The following is a 15864-nucleotide window of genomic DNA, read 5'->3' as shown; positions in this document are numbered from 1 at the left end:
GTCTGCGTTCACGACCGGGATAGACGTTTCGGACGACTACAACGGCTGTTGTATCTAACTGTAATCCCGCTCTCGCGAGCGTCGCCGACGGGTGAAGCGGGTCACTCCTCCACCGACTCGTCGCCGTCGGCGCGGCCGACGCCCTCGGGCGCGTGGATATTCAGCGGCCGGACCCACTGATACCAGACGAAGAGGACGCCGAGGCCGTACCCGAGCGCCCAGACGGCGCTGCCGACCCACGGGTAGCCGAGTTGGGAGAGAAAGCCGTTGGCGAGACCGGGCACGACGATGATGGCGGCGACGGTTCCCGCCAGCGCCAGTGCGTCGTTGCGATTCATCGGCCGCTCACCACCGCACGCCAGGCGGTCATGCGTGGAGGTAGCGCGCAGAGCGGTTTAGGCGTGGCGCTTCCTCGCTGGTCCCCTCGATCCGCGATTCGCCGCCTCGCAGCCACCCCATTTTTATCGCAGTACGCCCTACGCCGGGTGACGGGAATGTCTCAGAACCATACTGGCCGGTCGTCACAAGAAGACATTGCGTGGTGCTACGACGCCGTCCACCGGGTGTCGCGGACGTTTAGCCTCACGATCTCGGAACTCGACGAGCCGATGGCACGCGACATCTGCGTCGGATATCTCCTCTGCCGAGTCGCCGATACCATCGAGGACGCCGGGCACATCCCCCCGGCGGCGCAGGCGGAACTCCTCCGACTCTACAGCCGAACGCTCGACCCGGCCGCCGACGCCTCGGTCCGGGCGTTCGACGACGCCGCCGCACAGTGGCTTCCGGGGACGATGAACGCCGACTGGGAAGTGGTCGACAACGCCTCCCGCGCGGTCGGCGTCTTCCGCTCGCTCGAACGCTCCTCGCTCGAAACCATCAGAAAGCCGGTTCGCGAACTCGTCGACGGAATGGCGATGTTCGTCGACCGCTACGCCGAGGAGGGAGGTCTGCGCATCCAGACGCTCGACGAACTGGAGGAGTACTGCTGGTACGCCGCCGGGACCGTCGGCACGCTCGTCACGGGCCTCGTCTCCCACGAGGCGACCGACGCACAGGTCGCGCGGATGGAGGAGAACGCCCGCGCGTTCGCGCTCCTCCTCCAGTTGGTCAACGTCGCCAAGGACGCCGCGACCGACTTAGAGGAGGAGAACAACGTCTACCTCCCGCTGGAACTGCTCGAAGAGCAGGGACTGGACCACGACGACGTCGGCGACCCGGCACACACCGACTCGCTGGTACCGGTCATCGAACAGGTCACCGACCGCGCCGAGAGCTACCTGGACGGTGCACAGACGTGGCTCAAAGCGATGCCCGAGACTCGCGGCAACAAGCTCTCGGCGTGGGCCATCCCGTTCCTGCTCGCCGTCGGCACCATCCGAGAGCTCCGCCAGCGTCCCGCCGACGTCATCGAGGAGGGCAACGTCAAGATCTCCCGCGAGGAGGTCCACGCGGTCTGTCAACAATTCGTCGGCGACGGGGAACCCGCGCTCGGCGAACTCCGACGGAAGATCCGACAGCGACCGCTCCACGAGTACTGAGCCCGCGACCGGCCGGTTCGACCGTTCCCTTCTACCGCCTCTCTCCGACGGGCCGCGCAATCCTGAAACGTTACACCCGTCTAGATGGGGGTATGACCGAGACGCTCGAACTACCTAACGGTGACGTCGTCTCGCCCGAGGACGTGTTCCTCTACAACGACTATCCCTATCGCCTCGTCTGGAGCGACGGCGACCACGCCTTCGAACTCTCGCCGCTGTACTGGGGCGACAGCGGGATGGACGTCCCCTTCCCCGACCGCGAGGCGCTGGTCGACCAGTGGGAGGCCGATTCGAGGGGACTGCTGACCGACGAGGAGTGGGCCGGCTGGCTCTCAGACGCCAGCGACGACCCGCGCTTCGACGACGAGGAGGTCGCACAGCTGGCCGCGGAGCTACCGACCGAGTGGGAACCGGACGGGAGCGGATCCGAGTCCGGGGGCGGTCTCCGGGACAGACTGGGACTCTAACGCGAGAGAAGCGGTCGTCGGCGGCCGCCGGTACGTCGGTATCCCTCTCAGGGCGTCTCGATGTACGCGTAGTTCTCGCGGGCCTGCAGTTTCGTGAGCTCGCCGACGCCCGCGGGCACCGTCTCGACGCCGTCGATAAGTTCGGACTCGGTGATGCTGAACGCGTCCATCGAGTTCTCGCACGCCCGGAAGGAGACGCCGTCCTCGACGAGCGAGCGGACGCGGTCGGGCTGTTCCGACGTCGATTCTGCCAGTAGCTTGATACCCGCGCCGTTGGCGACGAGGACGACGTTTTCGACTTCCGTCGAGTCGTCGGCGAGCAGGTTCGCCACGTTGTTGAGCGCGTGTTTCTGCTTGTCGGTGTCCGAAGCGAAATGAAAGACGGTACTCATCGTTGGTTGGGGGGTCGTGGTTTCGGTCTCAGTCTCGGTCGGCTCCGCCGTCGCTGTCTCCGTGTCTGTGCTATCGGCCGACGTCCCGCTACCGGCATCGCCGTCGCCCGAGCAACCGGCGACGCCGACCGCGGTGAGTCCACCCGCCCACCGGAGGACCGTTCGTCTGGGATGTTCGTCTGCCACGAGCGATGGTTCGGTCTGTGTAGCCCTTACTACGACGTTGCTAAATCGGGTATCTTCGGTGAGAGGCGGAGTAGAACCGGGGTCACCTCGCTCGCTACACTCGCTCGTGACAGGGTTCAATCCGTCCAACGCACGATTCGCTCCTCGCGTTCGCTCGTCACAGAATCGAGTGGGTTGGGGCGGAGTTGAACCGCCGACTTCCTCCGTGTGAAGGAGGTATCATAACCGGACTAGATCACCAACCCGATGCACCTGTGGCTATTCGACCGGTTACATTAAGAATTGCGTTCCGACTACGCCTCGGTCCGGCCTTTCTGCCGGTAGACGTCTACCTTTGCCCGGGCGTCGCCGATAGCTCGTTCGCTCGTCTCGCTGGCTTTCGTCTGGAGGTCGGTCAGGTCGCGCTTGACTCGTTCCAGTCGGCCCGATTCGGGCGCTTTCTCCGTGCCGGTCATTTCACGAACCCGTACCACTATCGGTTCGAGTTCCGCTCTGACGCCTTTGCTCGCCGTCTCGCCGGCGCGTTTGAGGTAGTACCGGGCGTCTTCGAAGTGCCTGTTCCTATCTGTTCTTTCGCAGAGGACAGATAAATCCTTTACGCCGGGTACCGGGTGTACGAACTGTTTTGCGTCGCCGGGCGGTACGTCGTGGTATGTTCACACGGGTGTCGATTCCGACGCCGTTCCAGGTCGGTGCCGTCAACGCCTACGTCGCGGGCCGCACCGTCGTCGACCCGGGGCCGGACAGCGAGGAGGCGTGGTCACGGCTGCTCGAGGCCCTCGAAGCGAGAGAACTCGCGCCCGGCGACGTCTCACAGGTGCTCGTCACCCATCCCCATCCGGATCACTTCGGGCTGGCGGCGCGGTTCCGCAGCGAAGGCGCGCGCGTTCTCGCTACACCGGAGGCCGCCGAGATCATGGAGGATTTCGGCGCTCGACTGCGGTACGAACAGTCGTACTTCGCGGACTTCTTCGAGCGGTGTGGCATCTCCAGAGAGACCGCGGAGGCGGTCACGCAGCTCCCGGAGGCGTTTCTCGCCTATGCCCAGAGCGTCGCCACGGACAGAACGGTCGAAAGCGACGACACGGTGACGGTCGACGACGAACCGCTCACCGTCGACGAGGTCACCGGTCACGCCGTCGGCGAGTGCATCTTCTCGTACGATACCGGCGGTCGGCGAGAGGCCATCGTCGGCGACAACGTCCTCGGCGACATCACGCCCAACCCCTTCCTCCAACCACCGACCGACCGCGGCGGGCAGCGACCCCGGGTCCTCCCGGCGTTCAACGACTCGCTCCGCTGGCTCCGCGAACAGGGCCACGACCGATTCCTCACCGGTCACCGCGAACCGGTCGAATCGCCGGCCGAGCGCATCGACGTCATCTTAGAAGAGCACGACCAGCGAAGCGAGGAGGTCGCCGACATCGTGAGCGAAGGGGCGACGACGCCGGCCGACGTGATGACGGCGCTGTTCGGCGACCTCCCGGCGACGGAGTACTTCTCGGGGATGAGCGAGGCCGTCGGTCACTTAGACGTACTGGAAGCGAACGGTCGCGTGGAAAAACGAGCGAGCGGCGGCGTCTTCGTCTACGAGCTACAGTAGTTCGGCCGCGCGCATCGCGAGGTCCGAGACGGTCCCGAAGCCGGGAATCAGGAGCACCGTCACGACGGCCGCGGCGACGATGGCGGTGTAGAGACCGGTCGGGTACGAGTCGATGGAGCGCTCACCCGTCGGCTCCTCGACCCACATCGCCTTGACGACGCGCGAGTAGTAGAACAGCGACAGCGCGCTGTTGATGACCAGCGAGGCGGCGAGCGTCCACGCGCCGACGTTCAGCGTCGCCGAGAAGAGGTAGAACTTCGAGAAGAACCCGCCGCCGATCGGCAGGCCGGCGAGGCTGAACAGGAAGATCGTCATCGCGGCACAGGCCAGCGGGGCCTGCCGTCCGAGGCCGTTGTAGTCCTCGAAGCGGCGGCCGACGCCCCAGTACTCCGCGAGCGCGATGAAGAGGAACGCGCCGGTGTTCATGAAGCCGTAGACCAGCAAGTGAGCCATCCCGGCGCTCATGCTGAATGCCATCCCGTCGCCGGAGGCCGACAGCGCGGCCAGTCCGATGAGGACGTAGCCCGCGTGACCGACGCTCGAGTAGGCCATCATCCGCTTGACCTTCTCCTGGGTGGCCGCGGCGAAGTTCCCGACGAACATCGTCACGATGGCCAGGATCTGGAAGACGACGAACCAGCTGATGACGTCACCGCTGGCGCTGAGCGCGCCGATGGGGAACGCGACGGCGAAGGCGCGAAACGCCAGGACGAACCCGGCGGCCTTCGACGCCGACGAGAGGAACGCCGAGACGGGTGCGGGCGCGCCCTCGTACGCTTCCGGTGCCCAGAAGTGGAACGGGACGGCGGCCATCTTGAACGCGATACCGCCGATGATCATCAGGATGCCGACGCCGAGTATCGACGCCGGCACCTGGGCCGATTGGGCCTGAACGGAGCCGTCGACGACGGCCTGAACGGTACCGCTGTCGATAGCCGCCGCGATGGCGTCGAACCGGAGAACGCCCGTCGCAGCGTACACCAGCGAGATACCGTAGGCGAAGACGGCCGAAGACACCGCGCCGATGAGGAAGTACTTCAGCCCCGCCTCGACGCTCCCGCGGTTGTTCTTCAGGAACGCGACGAGCGCGTACGACGGCAGCGAGACGAGCTCGAAGGCGACGAACGCGGTCGCCAGACTGTTCGCGGCGCTGAGTACGGACATCCCCGCCGCCGAGAGCAACACGAGCGTGTAGAACTCGGCCTGATAGGCGTGTCCTCTGACGTAATCCGTGCTCGCGAGCGTCACGAGCGAGGTGACGCTCGCGACGATTATCATGAAGAACAGCGCCATCTGGTCGACGACCAGTTGGCCGCCGAACAGCGTTGCGACCCCCTGGCCGCCCTCGGACTGCGGGATACCGGTGCCGCCGAAGATGAACCAGACGGCGAAGGCCAAGGAGGCCAGCGACCCGACGACGGAGATCCCGCCGAGGAGCGTCGTGTTGGTCGTATCGGGGTCGACGCTATCGGCTAACAGCAAGAGGAGCGCCGTCACACCGAGCGCGAGTGGGGGGGCGAGCGCCGCCCACGCGGGCAGTTGAACCATCTATGCACCACCTCCGGTGAGCGGCGCGATCGCGTGTTGAATCATGTCGTAGGAGAGGTCGGGGGCCACACCGAGCACGATGACCAGCAGGAGGAGGACGGCCAGCGGCGCGACGTCGTGGAACGCCGCCGGACCGACCTCGTAGTCCGTTTCCAGGTGGAAGCCGCCGAAGAGCGTGCGTTGCATCGCCCACAGCAGGTAGCCGGCGACGATGACGATACCGAACATGGCGAGCGACGTGAGTAGCGGCGCGGCGCTACCGAGCGAGGCCGCGTTGAAGGCGCCCTGGAAGATGAGGAACTCGGCGGCGAAGCCGGCCATCAGCGGCAGACCCATGTAGCCGAAGGCCGCCGCGACGAAGATGCCGACGGTCCAGGGCATCCGGTCCGCGAGGCCGGACATGTCGCCGACCATCCGCGTGTGCGTCGTGTTGTAGATGACGCCGACGGTCATGAACATCAGCCCCGAGATGAGGCCGTGTGCGACCATCTGGAACGTCGCCCCGCCCATGCCGTGGGGCGTGAAGGCGACGAGGCCGAGGATGACGTACCCCATCGAGGAGATGGAGGAGTACGCGACGATACGCTTGAGGTCGCGCTGGGCCAGTGCCAGCATCGCGCCGTAGATGACGCTGACGACGCCGACGATGGCGAGCGGAATCGCGAGCGCCCGGGCCGTCTCGGCGAGCATCGTGAAGTTGAAGCGGAGCAGCGCGTAGGTCCCCATCTTCAGGAGGACGCCGGCCAGCATCACCGACACCGGCGTCGGGGCCTCGACGTGCGCGTCGGGCAGCCACGTGTGCAGCGGGAAGACTGGCACCTTCACCGCGAAGCCGACGAACATCAGGACGAACGAGATCGTCGCGAGTCCGACGCCGGCGATCTCGGGCAGCTCGGATGCGTTACGGAACGCCTCGGCCATCGCCGGGAGCGACAGCGACGTGAGGTCGGTGTTGAACACCAGCGCGAACAGGCCCGCGAACATGACCAGCGAGGCCACGTTCGTGTAGACGAAGAACTTGATGGCGGCGTACTTCCGCCGGGGACCGCCCCAGACGCCGATGAGGAAGTACATCGGGATGAGCACGCCCTCCCAGAAGACGAACCAGAGGAAAAAGTCCAGCGCCGCGAAGACGCCGATCAGACTCACTTCCATCAGGAGCATCAGCCCGTAGAACTGGGACTGACGCTCGGAGATGGGCGTCCACGCCGAAACGATGGCCAGCGTGGTCAGGACGGTCGTCAGCGTCAGCAGCGGCATGCTGACGCCGTCCAGCCCGACGTAGTAGGAGATGCTGTAGCCGGCGAGGTCGATCCACGGGATCTGCTGGCCGAACGCGACGCCTTCCGGCGACAGCAGGGCGTTGCCCGCCCCGCCGTTCCGGGTCAGGAAGACGTAGTACATGTAGACGCTCGCCAGCGCGGGCACGGCGCTGACGGCCGCCGCGACTTTCCCGGCGTACCGGTCCGGCGTCAGCATGACGCCGACGCTACCGAGGAGCGTCACCGCCAGCAGTGCGGCGATCCACATCTAGAACCACCCCCCGACGAAGCCGAAGACGGCCAATAGGAGCACGAGTCCGAGCGTCAGCAGCGTCGCGTAGTTGTTGACGACGCCCGACTGGATCCGTCGCATCCGGCTGCCGCCGAGCAGACTGACGCTGGAGACGCCGTTGACGACGCCGTCGACGACGCCCTGGTCGAACTTGTCCATCGCGCGCGAGAGCGGGTAGGTGGCACCCGTCGCGAGCCACACCTGATACTCGTCTTGGTAGTAGTTGTGCATGAGTAGCGTCTTCAGACCGCCCAGTTTGTCCGTGTGCTCGGTCGGGCTGGAACCGCGGTACAGCGCCGTCGCGGCACCGGCACCGGCCAGCGCCAGGCCGAGCGAGACGGCCGCCGAGGCGAGCAGCGTCGTCGTCTCACCGAGGGGGTATCCCGCGCTGACGTGCGCCACGTCGTGCAGGAGCGTCTCGTACTGGTGGAGTCCGGTGTTGAGCGCCGCGGGCCAGCCGCCCTCCTCGGGGCCGAGCAGCCACTTGTGCAGGAAGTCGATGTGCGCGCCGGTGAGTTCGGCGACGGGTTTCATGTTGATGAACCCGACCGTCGCCGCCAGCACGCCGAGCACCGCGAGCGGCCCCTTGACGTTCCAGTGAACGCCGTGGGGGTTGCGAGCGGTGTCCGAACGGGCGTCCCCGTGGAAGGTGAGGAACACCATCCGGAAGGTGTAGAAGCCGGTGAAGAAGACGGCCAGCAGCCCCATCGCGTACGCGAGGAGATACGCCGTCCCGAGACCGCCTTCGCTGCCGAACCCGTGGATGAGCGCCTCGTAGAGCACTTCGTCTTTCGACCAGAAGCCGGCGAACGGGACGATGCCGGCCAGCGCCAGCGACCCGGAGAGGAACGCGTAGTAGGTCACCGGCATCTCGTCTTTCAGACCGCCCATGTCCCACATGTTCTCGTTGTGGTGCATGGCAATGATGACCGACCCGGCACCGAGGAACAGCAGCGCCTTGAAGACGGCGTGGGTGGTCAGGTGGAAGACGGCGGCGACGTAGCCGCCGGAGCCCAGCGCGAGCATCATGTAGCCGTACTGGGAGATGGTGGAGTACGCGAGCACCTGTTTGATCTCCTGTTTCACGAGGCCCATCGTCGCCGCGAACAGGGCCGTGAAGCCGCCGACGAGCGCGATGACCGCGAGCGCCGTCGGGGAGAGCGCGTAGAACCCGTACATGCGCGCGACGAGGTAGACGCCGGCCGCGACCATCGTCGCCGCGTGGATGAGCGCGGAGACGGGCGTCGGGCCCTCCATCGCGTCGGGGAGCCAGGTGTGAAGCGGGAACTGCGCGGACTTCCCGATGACGCCACCGAGGACGAGCAGTCCCAGCACCGTGAACCACGCCTGCGGACCGAGGCCGACGGTGTCGAGCATTCCGATGGCCTCCGTCTCGCCGTCGACGATGGCGTGTTCCGCGAGCACCGGGAAGCTCTCGGCGACCACTTCACCGCCCTGCGTGACGGGGGCGAAGAGGCCGGTCCCGAAGGTGGCGAAGATGCCGACGACGCCGATGAGGAAGAAGTAATCACCGAAGCGGGTGACGAGGAACGCCTTCTTCGCGGCGCTCGGCGGGCCGTCCTCGCGGAACCAGAAGCCGATGAGCAGGTACGAACACAGGCCCACGAGCTCGAAGAACATGAACGCCATCAGCAGGTTGTTGGCGACCACGAATCCGAGCATGCTCGCGGTGAAGAGACCGAGTCCGGCGTAGTAGCGCGGGAGTCCGGTCTCGCCCTCGTCGTTCATGTACCCGAGCGAGAAGATGTGGACGAGGAAGGAGATGAGACAGACGATGAGCAACATCAGCGCCGAGAGCGGGTCGAGCAGGAGACCGAAGCGGAGCTGCAGCGACTCCACGCCGGCGACCCACGTGTAGATGAACTCGTTGTGGACGCTGCCGCCCGCGACGGTCAGCGCGACCCAGATAGAGAGCAGTAACGAACCGCCCGTCGCGGCGATGCCCGCGAGCGCGCCGCCCTTCGGCATGCGGTCGCCGGCAAACAGCGCGACGAGGAACGATACGAACGGGAGCAGGACTATCGCCGGAGCGTATGTGAATGCAGCCATCTGTTACCACCTCATCGTCGTCGCCTTCGTCACGTCCACGTCTGTGAAGTTGCGGTACAACACGAGGATGATACCGATACCGACCGCCACCTCGGCGGCGGCAAGCGCCATCGTGAACAGACTGAAAACCTGCCCCGTGAGGTTGCCGTGCTGGAGCGAGAACGCGATGAGGTTGATGTTGGCCGCGTTCAACATCAGCTCGACGGACATCAGGAAGACGAGCGCGTTCCGCCGCGTGAGGATACCGAAGAGGCCGATACAGAACACGGCCGCCGAAAGCAGCAGGTACGCCTGCGCGGGAATCACGCGTCGTCACCCCCCGTCTCGACCGCCTCACCGCCGTCCGCGGCGACAGTCGCTTCGTCGGCCGCGTCGTCGATGTCGGGGCCGACGTTCTCGCCGGCGTCCTCGCGCTTTGCCAGCATCACCGCGCCGTCCAGCGCGGCGTCGAGGACGACGCCGATGAGGATGAACGCGACCAGGAAGCCCTCGGCGGGAACGGCCGTCTCCCCGTCGCCCATTATCGCGCCCGGCGCGATGTCGAACATCGCCGCGCCCAGACTCTTCGTGATAGCGGCACCCTCTCCGAAGCCCGTCGGGGTGGGGAAGGAGACGCCGATGAAGACGGCTCCGAGGACGACGAACAGCGCGACTGCGGCGAGTCCCGCGACGTAGTTCCCTTCGGTGTTGAGTTCCGGTCGGTTCGTCATCGTGCCACCTCGACGATGGACTCGTCCTCGCGGGTCAGCATCACCGCGAAGCTGACGAGGATGAGGACGCCCCCGACGTACACCAGAATTTGCATCGTTGCGACGAACGCCGCTTGGTTCAGGACGTAGAACACGGCGACGCTGACCAGTGACACACCAAGAAACAGCGCCGAATGCCAGACGTCCCGAACTAACACGACGCCTGCCGCACTGCCCACCGTCACCATAGCGAACAGTGCGAACGCGATTGACTCGTACAGTCCCATCTTATCTTGAGACTCTTTGCGGCGTCCCTTTGAAGATTCCTCTTTCGTCTCGGAATCGGGAGGGGTCGGACCACCCTATACGGTGGCCGGTCGACGAGTTATTGACAGCTATATTATGGGATCGCCGCGAGAACGGAAAACGAGTGGCGATACGGGTCGATTACTGATAGTCGATTTCGCCTTCGCCCTCGCCGATCCACGCGCCCCGGTCGGGCTCGCGGGATTCGAGGGGGTCGATGTCCTTGTACCACGGGACGTTCTTCAGTTGCTCCTTGTCGTAGGCGAACTCGTCTTTCGTGTCCGCCGTGAACTCGAAGTTCTGGGTCAGCAGGATGGCGTCGGTCGGACAGACCTCCTCACAGAGGCGACAGTAGATGCACTGGCCGATGTGGAGGTTGTACTCCTCGCCGTTTCGCTGGTCGTCCATCACGATCTGGATGGTGTTGTTCGGACAGACGTTCTCGCACTGCCGACACCAGATACACCGCTCCTGGCTCCACTTGTGGACGCCGCGGAAGCGGGGACTCACCTCGGGGGCGACCTCCGGATACTCCACCGTGAACGTCTCCCCGTCGAGGGCGTGTTTCATCGTCGTTGCCATGGATTTCAGGATGCCGATCATAGTCAGTTACCTCCGGTTGTGGTCGCCGGTGCGTGAATCGCCATCAGGCGATCACCCCGACGATGACCGCGGTCAGTAGCAGGTTCGCGAGCGAGAGCACCAACATCCCCTTCCAGCCGAGCTCGATGAGTTGGTCGATGCGCACGCGGGGGATCGCCGAACGAGCCCACTGCGTGAACAGGAATACGCCCCAGATCTTGATCATGAACCAGATGAATCCGAGGCTCGCCGGTCCCGGTCCGGCCGGGCCGCCGAGGAAGATGGTGGCGATGATCGCGCCGCCGAGGAAGATGTGGATGAATTCCCCGAGGTAGATCAGGACGAAGTACACCGAGGAGTACTCCGTCTGGTACCCGGCGACGATCTCGGTCGGGGCCTCCGGGATGTCGAAGGGGTTCCGGCCGACCTCCGCGAGGTTCGCGATCATGAACAGCACGAACGCGAAGGGGTTGACGAACGCGTACCACGAGGGCAGCGGCCCGATGAGCGGCTGGGTCTGGGCCGCGACGATCTCGCTCATCTGGAGCGACCCGGCGAAGATGACCACCGAGGCGCCGGTCAGGATGAGCGGGATCTCGTAGGCGATGTTCTGTGCGACCGCGCGCAGTCCGCCGAGGAAGGAGTACTTGTTGTTCGAGGCGTAGCCGGCCATGATCAGCCCGATAGAGGCCATAGAGGCCGTCGCGAACACGTAGGCGAGCCCCACCTCGGGGTCCGCGAGGTGGAGTCCGCTCCCCATCGGGATGACCGCGAACCCGAGCAGCGCCGTGCTGGCGATGATGAGCGGCGCGAGGTCCCACGCGGGTCGGTCGACGTCGTCGGGGATGATTAGTTCCTTCGAGAGCAGGCGGACCGCGTCGGCCGGGATGGTACCCAGGCCGAACGGGCCGATACGGTTGACGGCGATGCGGTCGGTGAACGCGGCGGTGATCTTCCGCTTCGCCCACGGGCCGGCCAGCGCCGTGTTCGTCATCATCAGCGAGCCGATGAGGGCCGCTCCGACGAGGCTCATCACGATCATGACCAGCGTGTTGTTCGGGTCGAGGCCGAGCAGTTCCGCCAGCGTCTCCGGAAGCGGGGCCGACTGCATCAGCGGTCGACCTCCCCGAGCACGATGTCGAGGCTACCGAGCGAGGCGATCATGTCCGGGATGTACTCGCCCTGTGACATCTCCGGTAGCGTCTGGAGGTTCGAGAAGCACGGACTGCGAATCTTGAAGCGGGCGGGCTTGTCCGTGCCGTCCGAGCGGATGTAGATGCCGAGTTCGCCCTTCGCACCCTCGACGGCGCGGTAGATCTCCCGGTCCGGGTCCGGACGCAGCGTCCGGGGGACGTTGGCCTGGATATCGCGTTCGTCCTCGGGCCACTGTTCGAGGAGGTCCACGCACTGCTCGATGATGCGGGCCGACTCCTCGACTTCGCGCATGCGGACGAGGACGCGACTGAAGTTGTCGCCGCCCTCCTCGGTGACGACGTTCCAGTCGAGTTCGTCGTAGTAGCCGTAGGGGTCGTCCCGGCGCAGGTCGTAGTCGACGCCCGACGCGCGTGCGACGGGACCCGTCGCGCCGTACTGCTTGACCTGGTCGGGCGAGAGGACACCGGTGTCGACACACCGCATCTGGAAGACCTCGTTGCCCGTGATGAGGTCGTGGTACTCCTCCAGCTTGTGCGGCAGGCCGTCGAGGAAGTCCCGGGTCTTCTCGAAGAACTCCTCGCGCGGTTCCGGCAGGTCCCAGGCGACCCCGCCGAGGCGCATGTAGTTGAACATCAGGCGCTGCCCGGTGAGGTCTTCGAGGATGTTCTGAATGACTTCGCGGTCGCGGAACGCGTACTGGAACGTGGCAGTGAAGTCGCCGAAGACGTCCAGCGCGAACGTCCCGAGCGCGAGCATGTGCGCCGCGATACGGCACAGCTCGGCGGACATGGTCCGGATGACCTGCGCGTACTCGGGCACCTCGATGTCGGCGAGGTCCTCGGCCGCGCGCGCGTACGCCCACTCGTTGAGGATGCCGGCGGAGACGTAGTCCCATCGGTCGGGATAGGGCATGATCTGGTGCCGATAGGTCCCGTTCTGGCACATCTGCTCCTCGCAGCGGTGGAGGTAGCCGATGTCGGACTCGATGTCGGCGATCTGCTCGCCGTCGAGCACCGTCTTCACGTGCAGGACGCCGTGGGTCGCCGGGTGGTGCGGACCGATGTTGACGAACATCGTGTCCGGGTCGTCCTCGCTGCGGTGGTCGTCCTGTAGCGGGTTGGCGTTCTCGCGCAGCGTGACGATCTGGGGCTGGTCCTGATTGTAGTCCTTACTCAGCGGGTGGCCCTGCCACGTCTCGGGCAGGAGGATGCGCCGCAGGTCCGGGTGGTCGTCGTAGTCGATGCCGACGAGGTCGTACGCCTCACGTTCGTGCCAGTCGGCCGTCGAGTAGACGCGGGCGGCCGACTCGTTGTGGGGGTCGTCCTTCGGCGAGGGAACGACGATCGACAGCTCCTGCGTGGGGTCGTCGAACTTCCGGAGGTGGTAGATAGACTCGTACCGGTCGTCGTACTCCTGTGCCGTGACGCAGGCACAGTGGTCGAAACCGGCTTCGGTCTTCAGCGTCGAGAGAACCTCCTGCACCTCGTCGGGCCGGATGACGAACCCTTCGGCGTTGACGTGGGTCTCGCGGTCGAGCACGTGGCCGCCGAGTAGGTCGGCCAGCGCGTCGTAGTCGAGACCGTCGTCGGTGACGCCGACTTCGCTCGTCGTGCCGGACGTGGGTTTCTCCAGACTCATGGCGAATCGTTCCAGTTGTACCGCATCACGAGGTCGTCCTCGTCGATGTCGTCGGCGAGTTTCTGGACGAGTTCGTCCTGCTCTAGGTCACCGAACTGCTCGAGCTCGTAGGGCTTGACCGTCACGGGCGAGGACTCGCCGTTCGCGATGCGCTCTTGGAGTTTGGCGATACCGTAGATGAGCGCCTCGGGGCGGGGCGGGCACCCGGGGACGTGGATGTCGACCGGGATGACCTCCTCGGCGCCCTTGATGACGTTGTAGCCTTCCTGGAACGGGCCGCCGGAGATAGTACAGGACCCCATCGAGACGACGAACTTCGGCTCGGGCATCTGGTCGTAGACGCGCTTCATCCGCGGGGCGAACTTCGAGACGATGGTCCCCGGGACGACGATGACGTCGGCCTGTCGCGGCGACGCGCGCGGGACCCCCGCGTGGAAGCGGTCGAGGTCGTGTTTGATGGCGTAGGTGCTGATCATCTCGATGCTGCAACAGGCGATCCCGAACTGCAGCATGAACATCGAGGAACCCCGGACCCAGTTCATGAACTTGTCGAACTTGGTCAGGATGAACGGCGTCGATCCGAACGCCTCACGCAGCGTCGAGTTGAATCGGTCGTCTGCGCCCTCACCCATCCGGGCTTCCTGTGTCGATACGTCCTCAACCGCCGGTGGTGTCTGATCACTACTCATATGTGTCTGCCCCCTTGGTGGCGCGCGGACTGCGCACCCACTGAACTGCGCCGTTTCGCCACGCCCAACCGAGACCGACGACGAGCACACCGATGAACACGACCATCGGTAGCAGGACCCTCGACATGCCGACCGCGCCGACCGCGTCGCGGTAGATGACCGTCCACGGGAAGATGAGGACGGTCTCGATGTCGAAGACGACGAACAGCAGCGCGACCATGTAGTACTGGATATTGAACTTGATCTGCTGGCTGCTGCCCGTCGGCACCTCGCCGGACTCGTAGGTAGCCGTTTTGCCTTGTTCGGGAACGCGCGGGCGGATGAGACTCGACACCGTCATCATACTGACGGGAATGGCGAGCGCAACGACCGCGAGTGCCCCGATGGCGATCCATGGATTGCTCATTCCGGAATCTCCTATCGTGCGACGGTTAGTGGTACTTCCATATAAGGGTTGATAACCGTCACGGCCCCGGAATTCGGGGGTTTCGGGCCTCCTAAGGTCGGTCTGGCGTATGCGACGTTTCCCCCACCGAACTGCGCACTCTCAGACGATGTACGCCCGGGAAAAACGGGGGCGGTCGGCGCCGTCAGGGATCGGTCGGTCCCTCTCCGGTCGCGTCCCTCGCTACTGCTCACGAGTCGCTCCGCTCCTCGTTCGCTGTCGAGACCCTTCGCTTCGTCGTCGGGCGGCAACGCCGCCCGACTGCTTGAGGGGCCTTCGGTCCCTCTCCGCTCAGGCTCTCGCTACTCCCAATACTCGTCTTTGAACCCCGGCGTCCCGAGCTCGTGTAAATCCCGTGACGCGTCACCGACCTCCTCTTGGAGCCCCTCGTGGTACTCGACGAGTCGGTCACGCAGTTCCCCGTGCTGGCGCGAGAGGATCTGCACCGCCGTGAGCGCGGCGTTGAACGATTTGCCGGCGTCGACGGCGGTGATCGGCGCGCCCTGTGGCATCCCGATGACCGAATCGACGGACTTCTCCTGGACGGGGACGCCGACGACCGGGAGCGGGTAGGCGATGCTCGCGGTCATGTTCGGGAGGTCCGCCGACTTTCCGCCAGCGCCCGCGACGATGACGTCGAGGCCGCGGGCCTCGGCCGTCTCGGCGTAGGCGTACATCAGGTCCGGCGTCCGGTGGGCGGAGACGACGAACGTCTCGAAGGTGAAGCGGGCATCGGGTGCGTCGGTGAAGTCGGTCTGTTCCTCGAAGCCCAGTTCCTCGGCGAGCGCGGCGTACGCACCGGGGCGCTTGCCCTTCCCGCCGGCCATCGTCGGGAGGTCAGAATCGGATCCCATCACGATGCCCACGTCCGGCGTCTGGTCGGTCGGCCGGTCCATCTCCGCTTCCTCGTGTAACTGGTCGATGAGCGACTGGACGTTCTCTGCGGTCATACGCGACGGTCCGACCGGCGGTGCTGTAAGTGTAGGCGATTTCGGCTCG

Annotated in this window: 17 protein-coding genes, 1 tRNA gene and 1 pseudogene; 3 read left to right on the top strand and 16 right to left on the bottom strand. The window is 65.4% G+C overall.

What is annotated here, in order from left to right:
• Positions 1–101 precede the first annotated feature (101 nt).
• Complete coding sequence (locus tag EGH23_RS07545; RefSeq protein WP_220579403.1) at positions 102–338, bottom strand: DUF7996 family protein; 237 nt, start codon at positions 336–338, stop codon at positions 102–104.
• Positions 339–494: 156 nt separating this feature from the next.
• Here EGH23_RS07545 and EGH23_RS07540 point away from each other — a divergent pair, with 156 nt between their 5' ends.
• Together EGH23_RS07540 and EGH23_RS07535 are read left to right on the top strand one after the other, a co-directional pair.
• Entirely contained in the window at positions 495–1541 is a 1047-nt protein-coding gene (locus EGH23_RS07540) for a phytoene/squalene synthase family protein (protein WP_220579402.1), read from the top strand.
• 92 nt (positions 1542–1633) lie between these two features.
• The gene (locus tag EGH23_RS07535) at positions 1634–2008 is read left to right on the top strand and encodes a hypothetical protein (protein WP_220579401.1); all 375 of its coding nucleotides are present in this window, start codon (positions 1634–1636) and stop codon (positions 2006–2008) included.
• A 47-nt stretch (positions 2009–2055) separates the two neighbouring features.
• Here EGH23_RS07535 and EGH23_RS26995 read toward each other — a convergent pair whose 3' ends face one another.
• The 3 genes and pseudogenes from EGH23_RS26995 to EGH23_RS27180 form a co-directional block, all read right to left on the bottom strand.
• Complete coding sequence (locus tag EGH23_RS26995; protein WP_220579400.1) at positions 2056–2586, bottom strand: DsrE family protein; 531 nt, start codon at positions 2584–2586, stop codon at positions 2056–2058.
• Positions 2587–2756: 170 nt separating this feature from the next.
• Positions 2757–2831, bottom strand: a tRNA-Val gene (locus EGH23_RS07525).
• A 48-nt stretch (positions 2832–2879) separates the two neighbouring features.
• Positions 2880–3134 (bottom strand): annotated as a pseudogene (locus tag EGH23_RS27180) (DUF7553 family protein); the annotation flags it as partial.
• Positions 3135–3238: 104 nt separating this feature from the next.
• On the opposite strand from EGH23_RS27180, the gene EGH23_RS07515 reads away from it, so the two are divergent.
• On the top strand, positions 3239–4189 hold the full coding sequence (locus EGH23_RS07515) for an MBL fold metallo-hydrolase (protein ID WP_220579399.1): 951 nt from the start codon (positions 3239–3241) through the stop codon (positions 4187–4189).
• Here the strand turns inward: EGH23_RS07515 and EGH23_RS07510 are convergent.
• From EGH23_RS07510 to EGH23_RS07455, 12 genes are all read right to left on the bottom strand, one after another.
• The gene (locus EGH23_RS07510) at positions 4181–5737 is read right to left on the bottom strand and encodes an NADH-quinone oxidoreductase subunit N (RefSeq protein WP_220579398.1); all 1557 of its coding nucleotides are present in this window, start codon (positions 5735–5737) and stop codon (positions 4181–4183) included. The genes EGH23_RS07515 and EGH23_RS07510 overlap by 9 nt on opposite strands.
• On the bottom strand, positions 5738–7267 hold the full coding sequence (locus EGH23_RS07505) for a complex I subunit 4 family protein (RefSeq protein WP_220579397.1): 1530 nt from the start codon (positions 7265–7267) through the stop codon (positions 5738–5740).
• Positions 7268–9361: an NADH-quinone oxidoreductase subunit L gene (nuoL, locus tag EGH23_RS07500; RefSeq protein WP_220579396.1), complete on the bottom strand. Its 2094-nt coding sequence runs from the start codon at positions 9359–9361 to the stop codon at positions 7268–7270.
• 3 nt (positions 9362–9364) lie between these two features.
• The gene (gene nuoK / locus EGH23_RS07495; protein ID WP_220579395.1) at positions 9365–9667 is read right to left on the bottom strand and encodes an NADH-quinone oxidoreductase subunit NuoK; all 303 of its coding nucleotides are present in this window, start codon (positions 9665–9667) and stop codon (positions 9365–9367) included.
• Positions 9664–10071, bottom strand: a complete 408-nt coding sequence (locus EGH23_RS07490; RefSeq protein ID WP_220579394.1) for a proton-conducting membrane transporter — start codon at positions 10069–10071, stop codon at positions 9664–9666. Before EGH23_RS07490 ends, nuoK begins: the two co-directional genes overlap by 4 nt.
• Entirely contained in the window at positions 10068–10337 is a 270-nt protein-coding gene (locus EGH23_RS07485; RefSeq protein ID WP_220579393.1) for an NADH-quinone oxidoreductase subunit J, read from the bottom strand. The genes EGH23_RS07490 and EGH23_RS07485 overlap by 4 nt, the downstream gene beginning before the upstream one ends.
• A gap of 160 nt (positions 10338–10497) precedes the next feature.
• Positions 10498–10959 (bottom strand): NuoI/complex I 23 kDa subunit family protein, encoded by a 462-nt coding sequence (locus EGH23_RS07480; RefSeq protein WP_135304486.1) that lies wholly within the window; start codon positions 10957–10959, stop codon positions 10498–10500.
• A gap of 43 nt (positions 10960–11002) precedes the next feature.
• Positions 11003–12049, bottom strand: a complete 1047-nt coding sequence (locus EGH23_RS07475; RefSeq protein ID WP_220579392.1) for a complex I subunit 1/NuoH family protein — start codon at positions 12047–12049, stop codon at positions 11003–11005.
• Positions 12049–13731, bottom strand: coding sequence for an NADH-quinone oxidoreductase subunit D (locus EGH23_RS07470; protein ID WP_220579391.1), 1683 nt, complete (start codon positions 13729–13731; stop codon positions 12049–12051). Before EGH23_RS07470 ends, EGH23_RS07475 begins: the two co-directional genes overlap by 1 nt.
• Positions 13728–14420, bottom strand: a complete 693-nt coding sequence (locus EGH23_RS07465; RefSeq protein ID WP_220579390.1) for an NADH-quinone oxidoreductase subunit B — start codon at positions 14418–14420, stop codon at positions 13728–13730. The genes EGH23_RS07470 and EGH23_RS07465 overlap by 4 nt, the downstream gene beginning before the upstream one ends.
• Positions 14413–14826: an NADH-quinone oxidoreductase subunit A gene (locus EGH23_RS07460; RefSeq protein WP_220579389.1), complete on the bottom strand. Its 414-nt coding sequence runs from the start codon at positions 14824–14826 to the stop codon at positions 14413–14415. The genes EGH23_RS07465 and EGH23_RS07460 overlap by 8 nt, the downstream gene beginning before the upstream one ends.
• Positions 14827–15167: 341 nt before the next feature.
• Positions 15168–15815: an AIR carboxylase family protein gene (locus EGH23_RS07455; RefSeq protein WP_220579388.1), complete on the bottom strand. Its 648-nt coding sequence runs from the start codon at positions 15813–15815 to the stop codon at positions 15168–15170.
• Between the last annotated feature and the right edge of the window lie 49 nt (positions 15816–15864).

It is taken from the genome of Haloarcula nitratireducens (assembly GCF_019599505.1).
Note: the sequence above shows the minus strand (reverse complement) of the source record. Positions and strands in the feature narration are given on the sequence as shown.

Excerpts from the sequence above, each read along its gene's own strand:
- EGH23_RS07545 (WP_220579403.1), bottom strand. The coding sequence starts at position 338 with ATGAATCGCAACGACGCACTGGCGCTGGCGGGAACCGTCGCCGCCATC.
- EGH23_RS07540 (WP_220579402.1), top strand. The coding sequence starts at position 495 with ATGTCTCAGAACCATACTGGCCGGTCGTCACAAGAAGACATTGCGTGG.
- EGH23_RS07535 (WP_220579401.1), top strand. The coding sequence starts at position 1,634 with ATGACCGAGACGCTCGAACTACCTAACGGTGACGTCGTCTCGCCCGAG.
- EGH23_RS07515 (WP_220579399.1), top strand. The coding sequence starts at position 3,239 with ATGTTCACACGGGTGTCGATTCCGACGCCGTTCCAGGTCGGTGCCGTC.
- EGH23_RS07510 (WP_220579398.1), bottom strand. The coding sequence starts at position 5,737 with ATGGTTCAACTGCCCGCGTGGGCGGCGCTCGCCCCCCCACTCGCGCTC.
- EGH23_RS07505 (WP_220579397.1), bottom strand. The coding sequence starts at position 7,267 with ATGTGGATCGCCGCACTGCTGGCGGTGACGCTCCTCGGTAGCGTCGGC.
- nuoL (WP_220579396.1), bottom strand. The coding sequence starts at position 9,361 with ATGGCTGCATTCACATACGCTCCGGCGATAGTCCTGCTCCCGTTCGTA.
- EGH23_RS07490 (WP_220579394.1), bottom strand. The coding sequence starts at position 10,071 with ATGACGAACCGACCGGAACTCAACACCGAAGGGAACTACGTCGCGGGA.
- EGH23_RS07485 (WP_220579393.1), bottom strand. The coding sequence starts at position 10,337 with ATGGGACTGTACGAGTCAATCGCGTTCGCACTGTTCGCTATGGTGACG.
- EGH23_RS07480 (WP_135304486.1), bottom strand. The coding sequence starts at position 10,959 with ATGATCGGCATCCTGAAATCCATGGCAACGACGATGAAACACGCCCTC.
- EGH23_RS07475 (WP_220579392.1), bottom strand. The coding sequence starts at position 12,049 with ATGCAGTCGGCCCCGCTTCCGGAGACGCTGGCGGAACTGCTCGGCCTC.
- EGH23_RS07470 (WP_220579391.1), bottom strand. The coding sequence starts at position 13,731 with ATGAGTCTGGAGAAACCCACGTCCGGCACGACGAGCGAAGTCGGCGTC.
- EGH23_RS07465 (WP_220579390.1), bottom strand. The coding sequence starts at position 14,420 with ATGAGTAGTGATCAGACACCACCGGCGGTTGAGGACGTATCGACACAG.
- EGH23_RS07460 (WP_220579389.1), bottom strand. The coding sequence starts at position 14,826 with ATGAGCAATCCATGGATCGCCATCGGGGCACTCGCGGTCGTTGCGCTC.
- EGH23_RS07455 (WP_220579388.1), bottom strand. The coding sequence starts at position 15,815 with ATGACCGCAGAGAACGTCCAGTCGCTCATCGACCAGTTACACGAGGAA.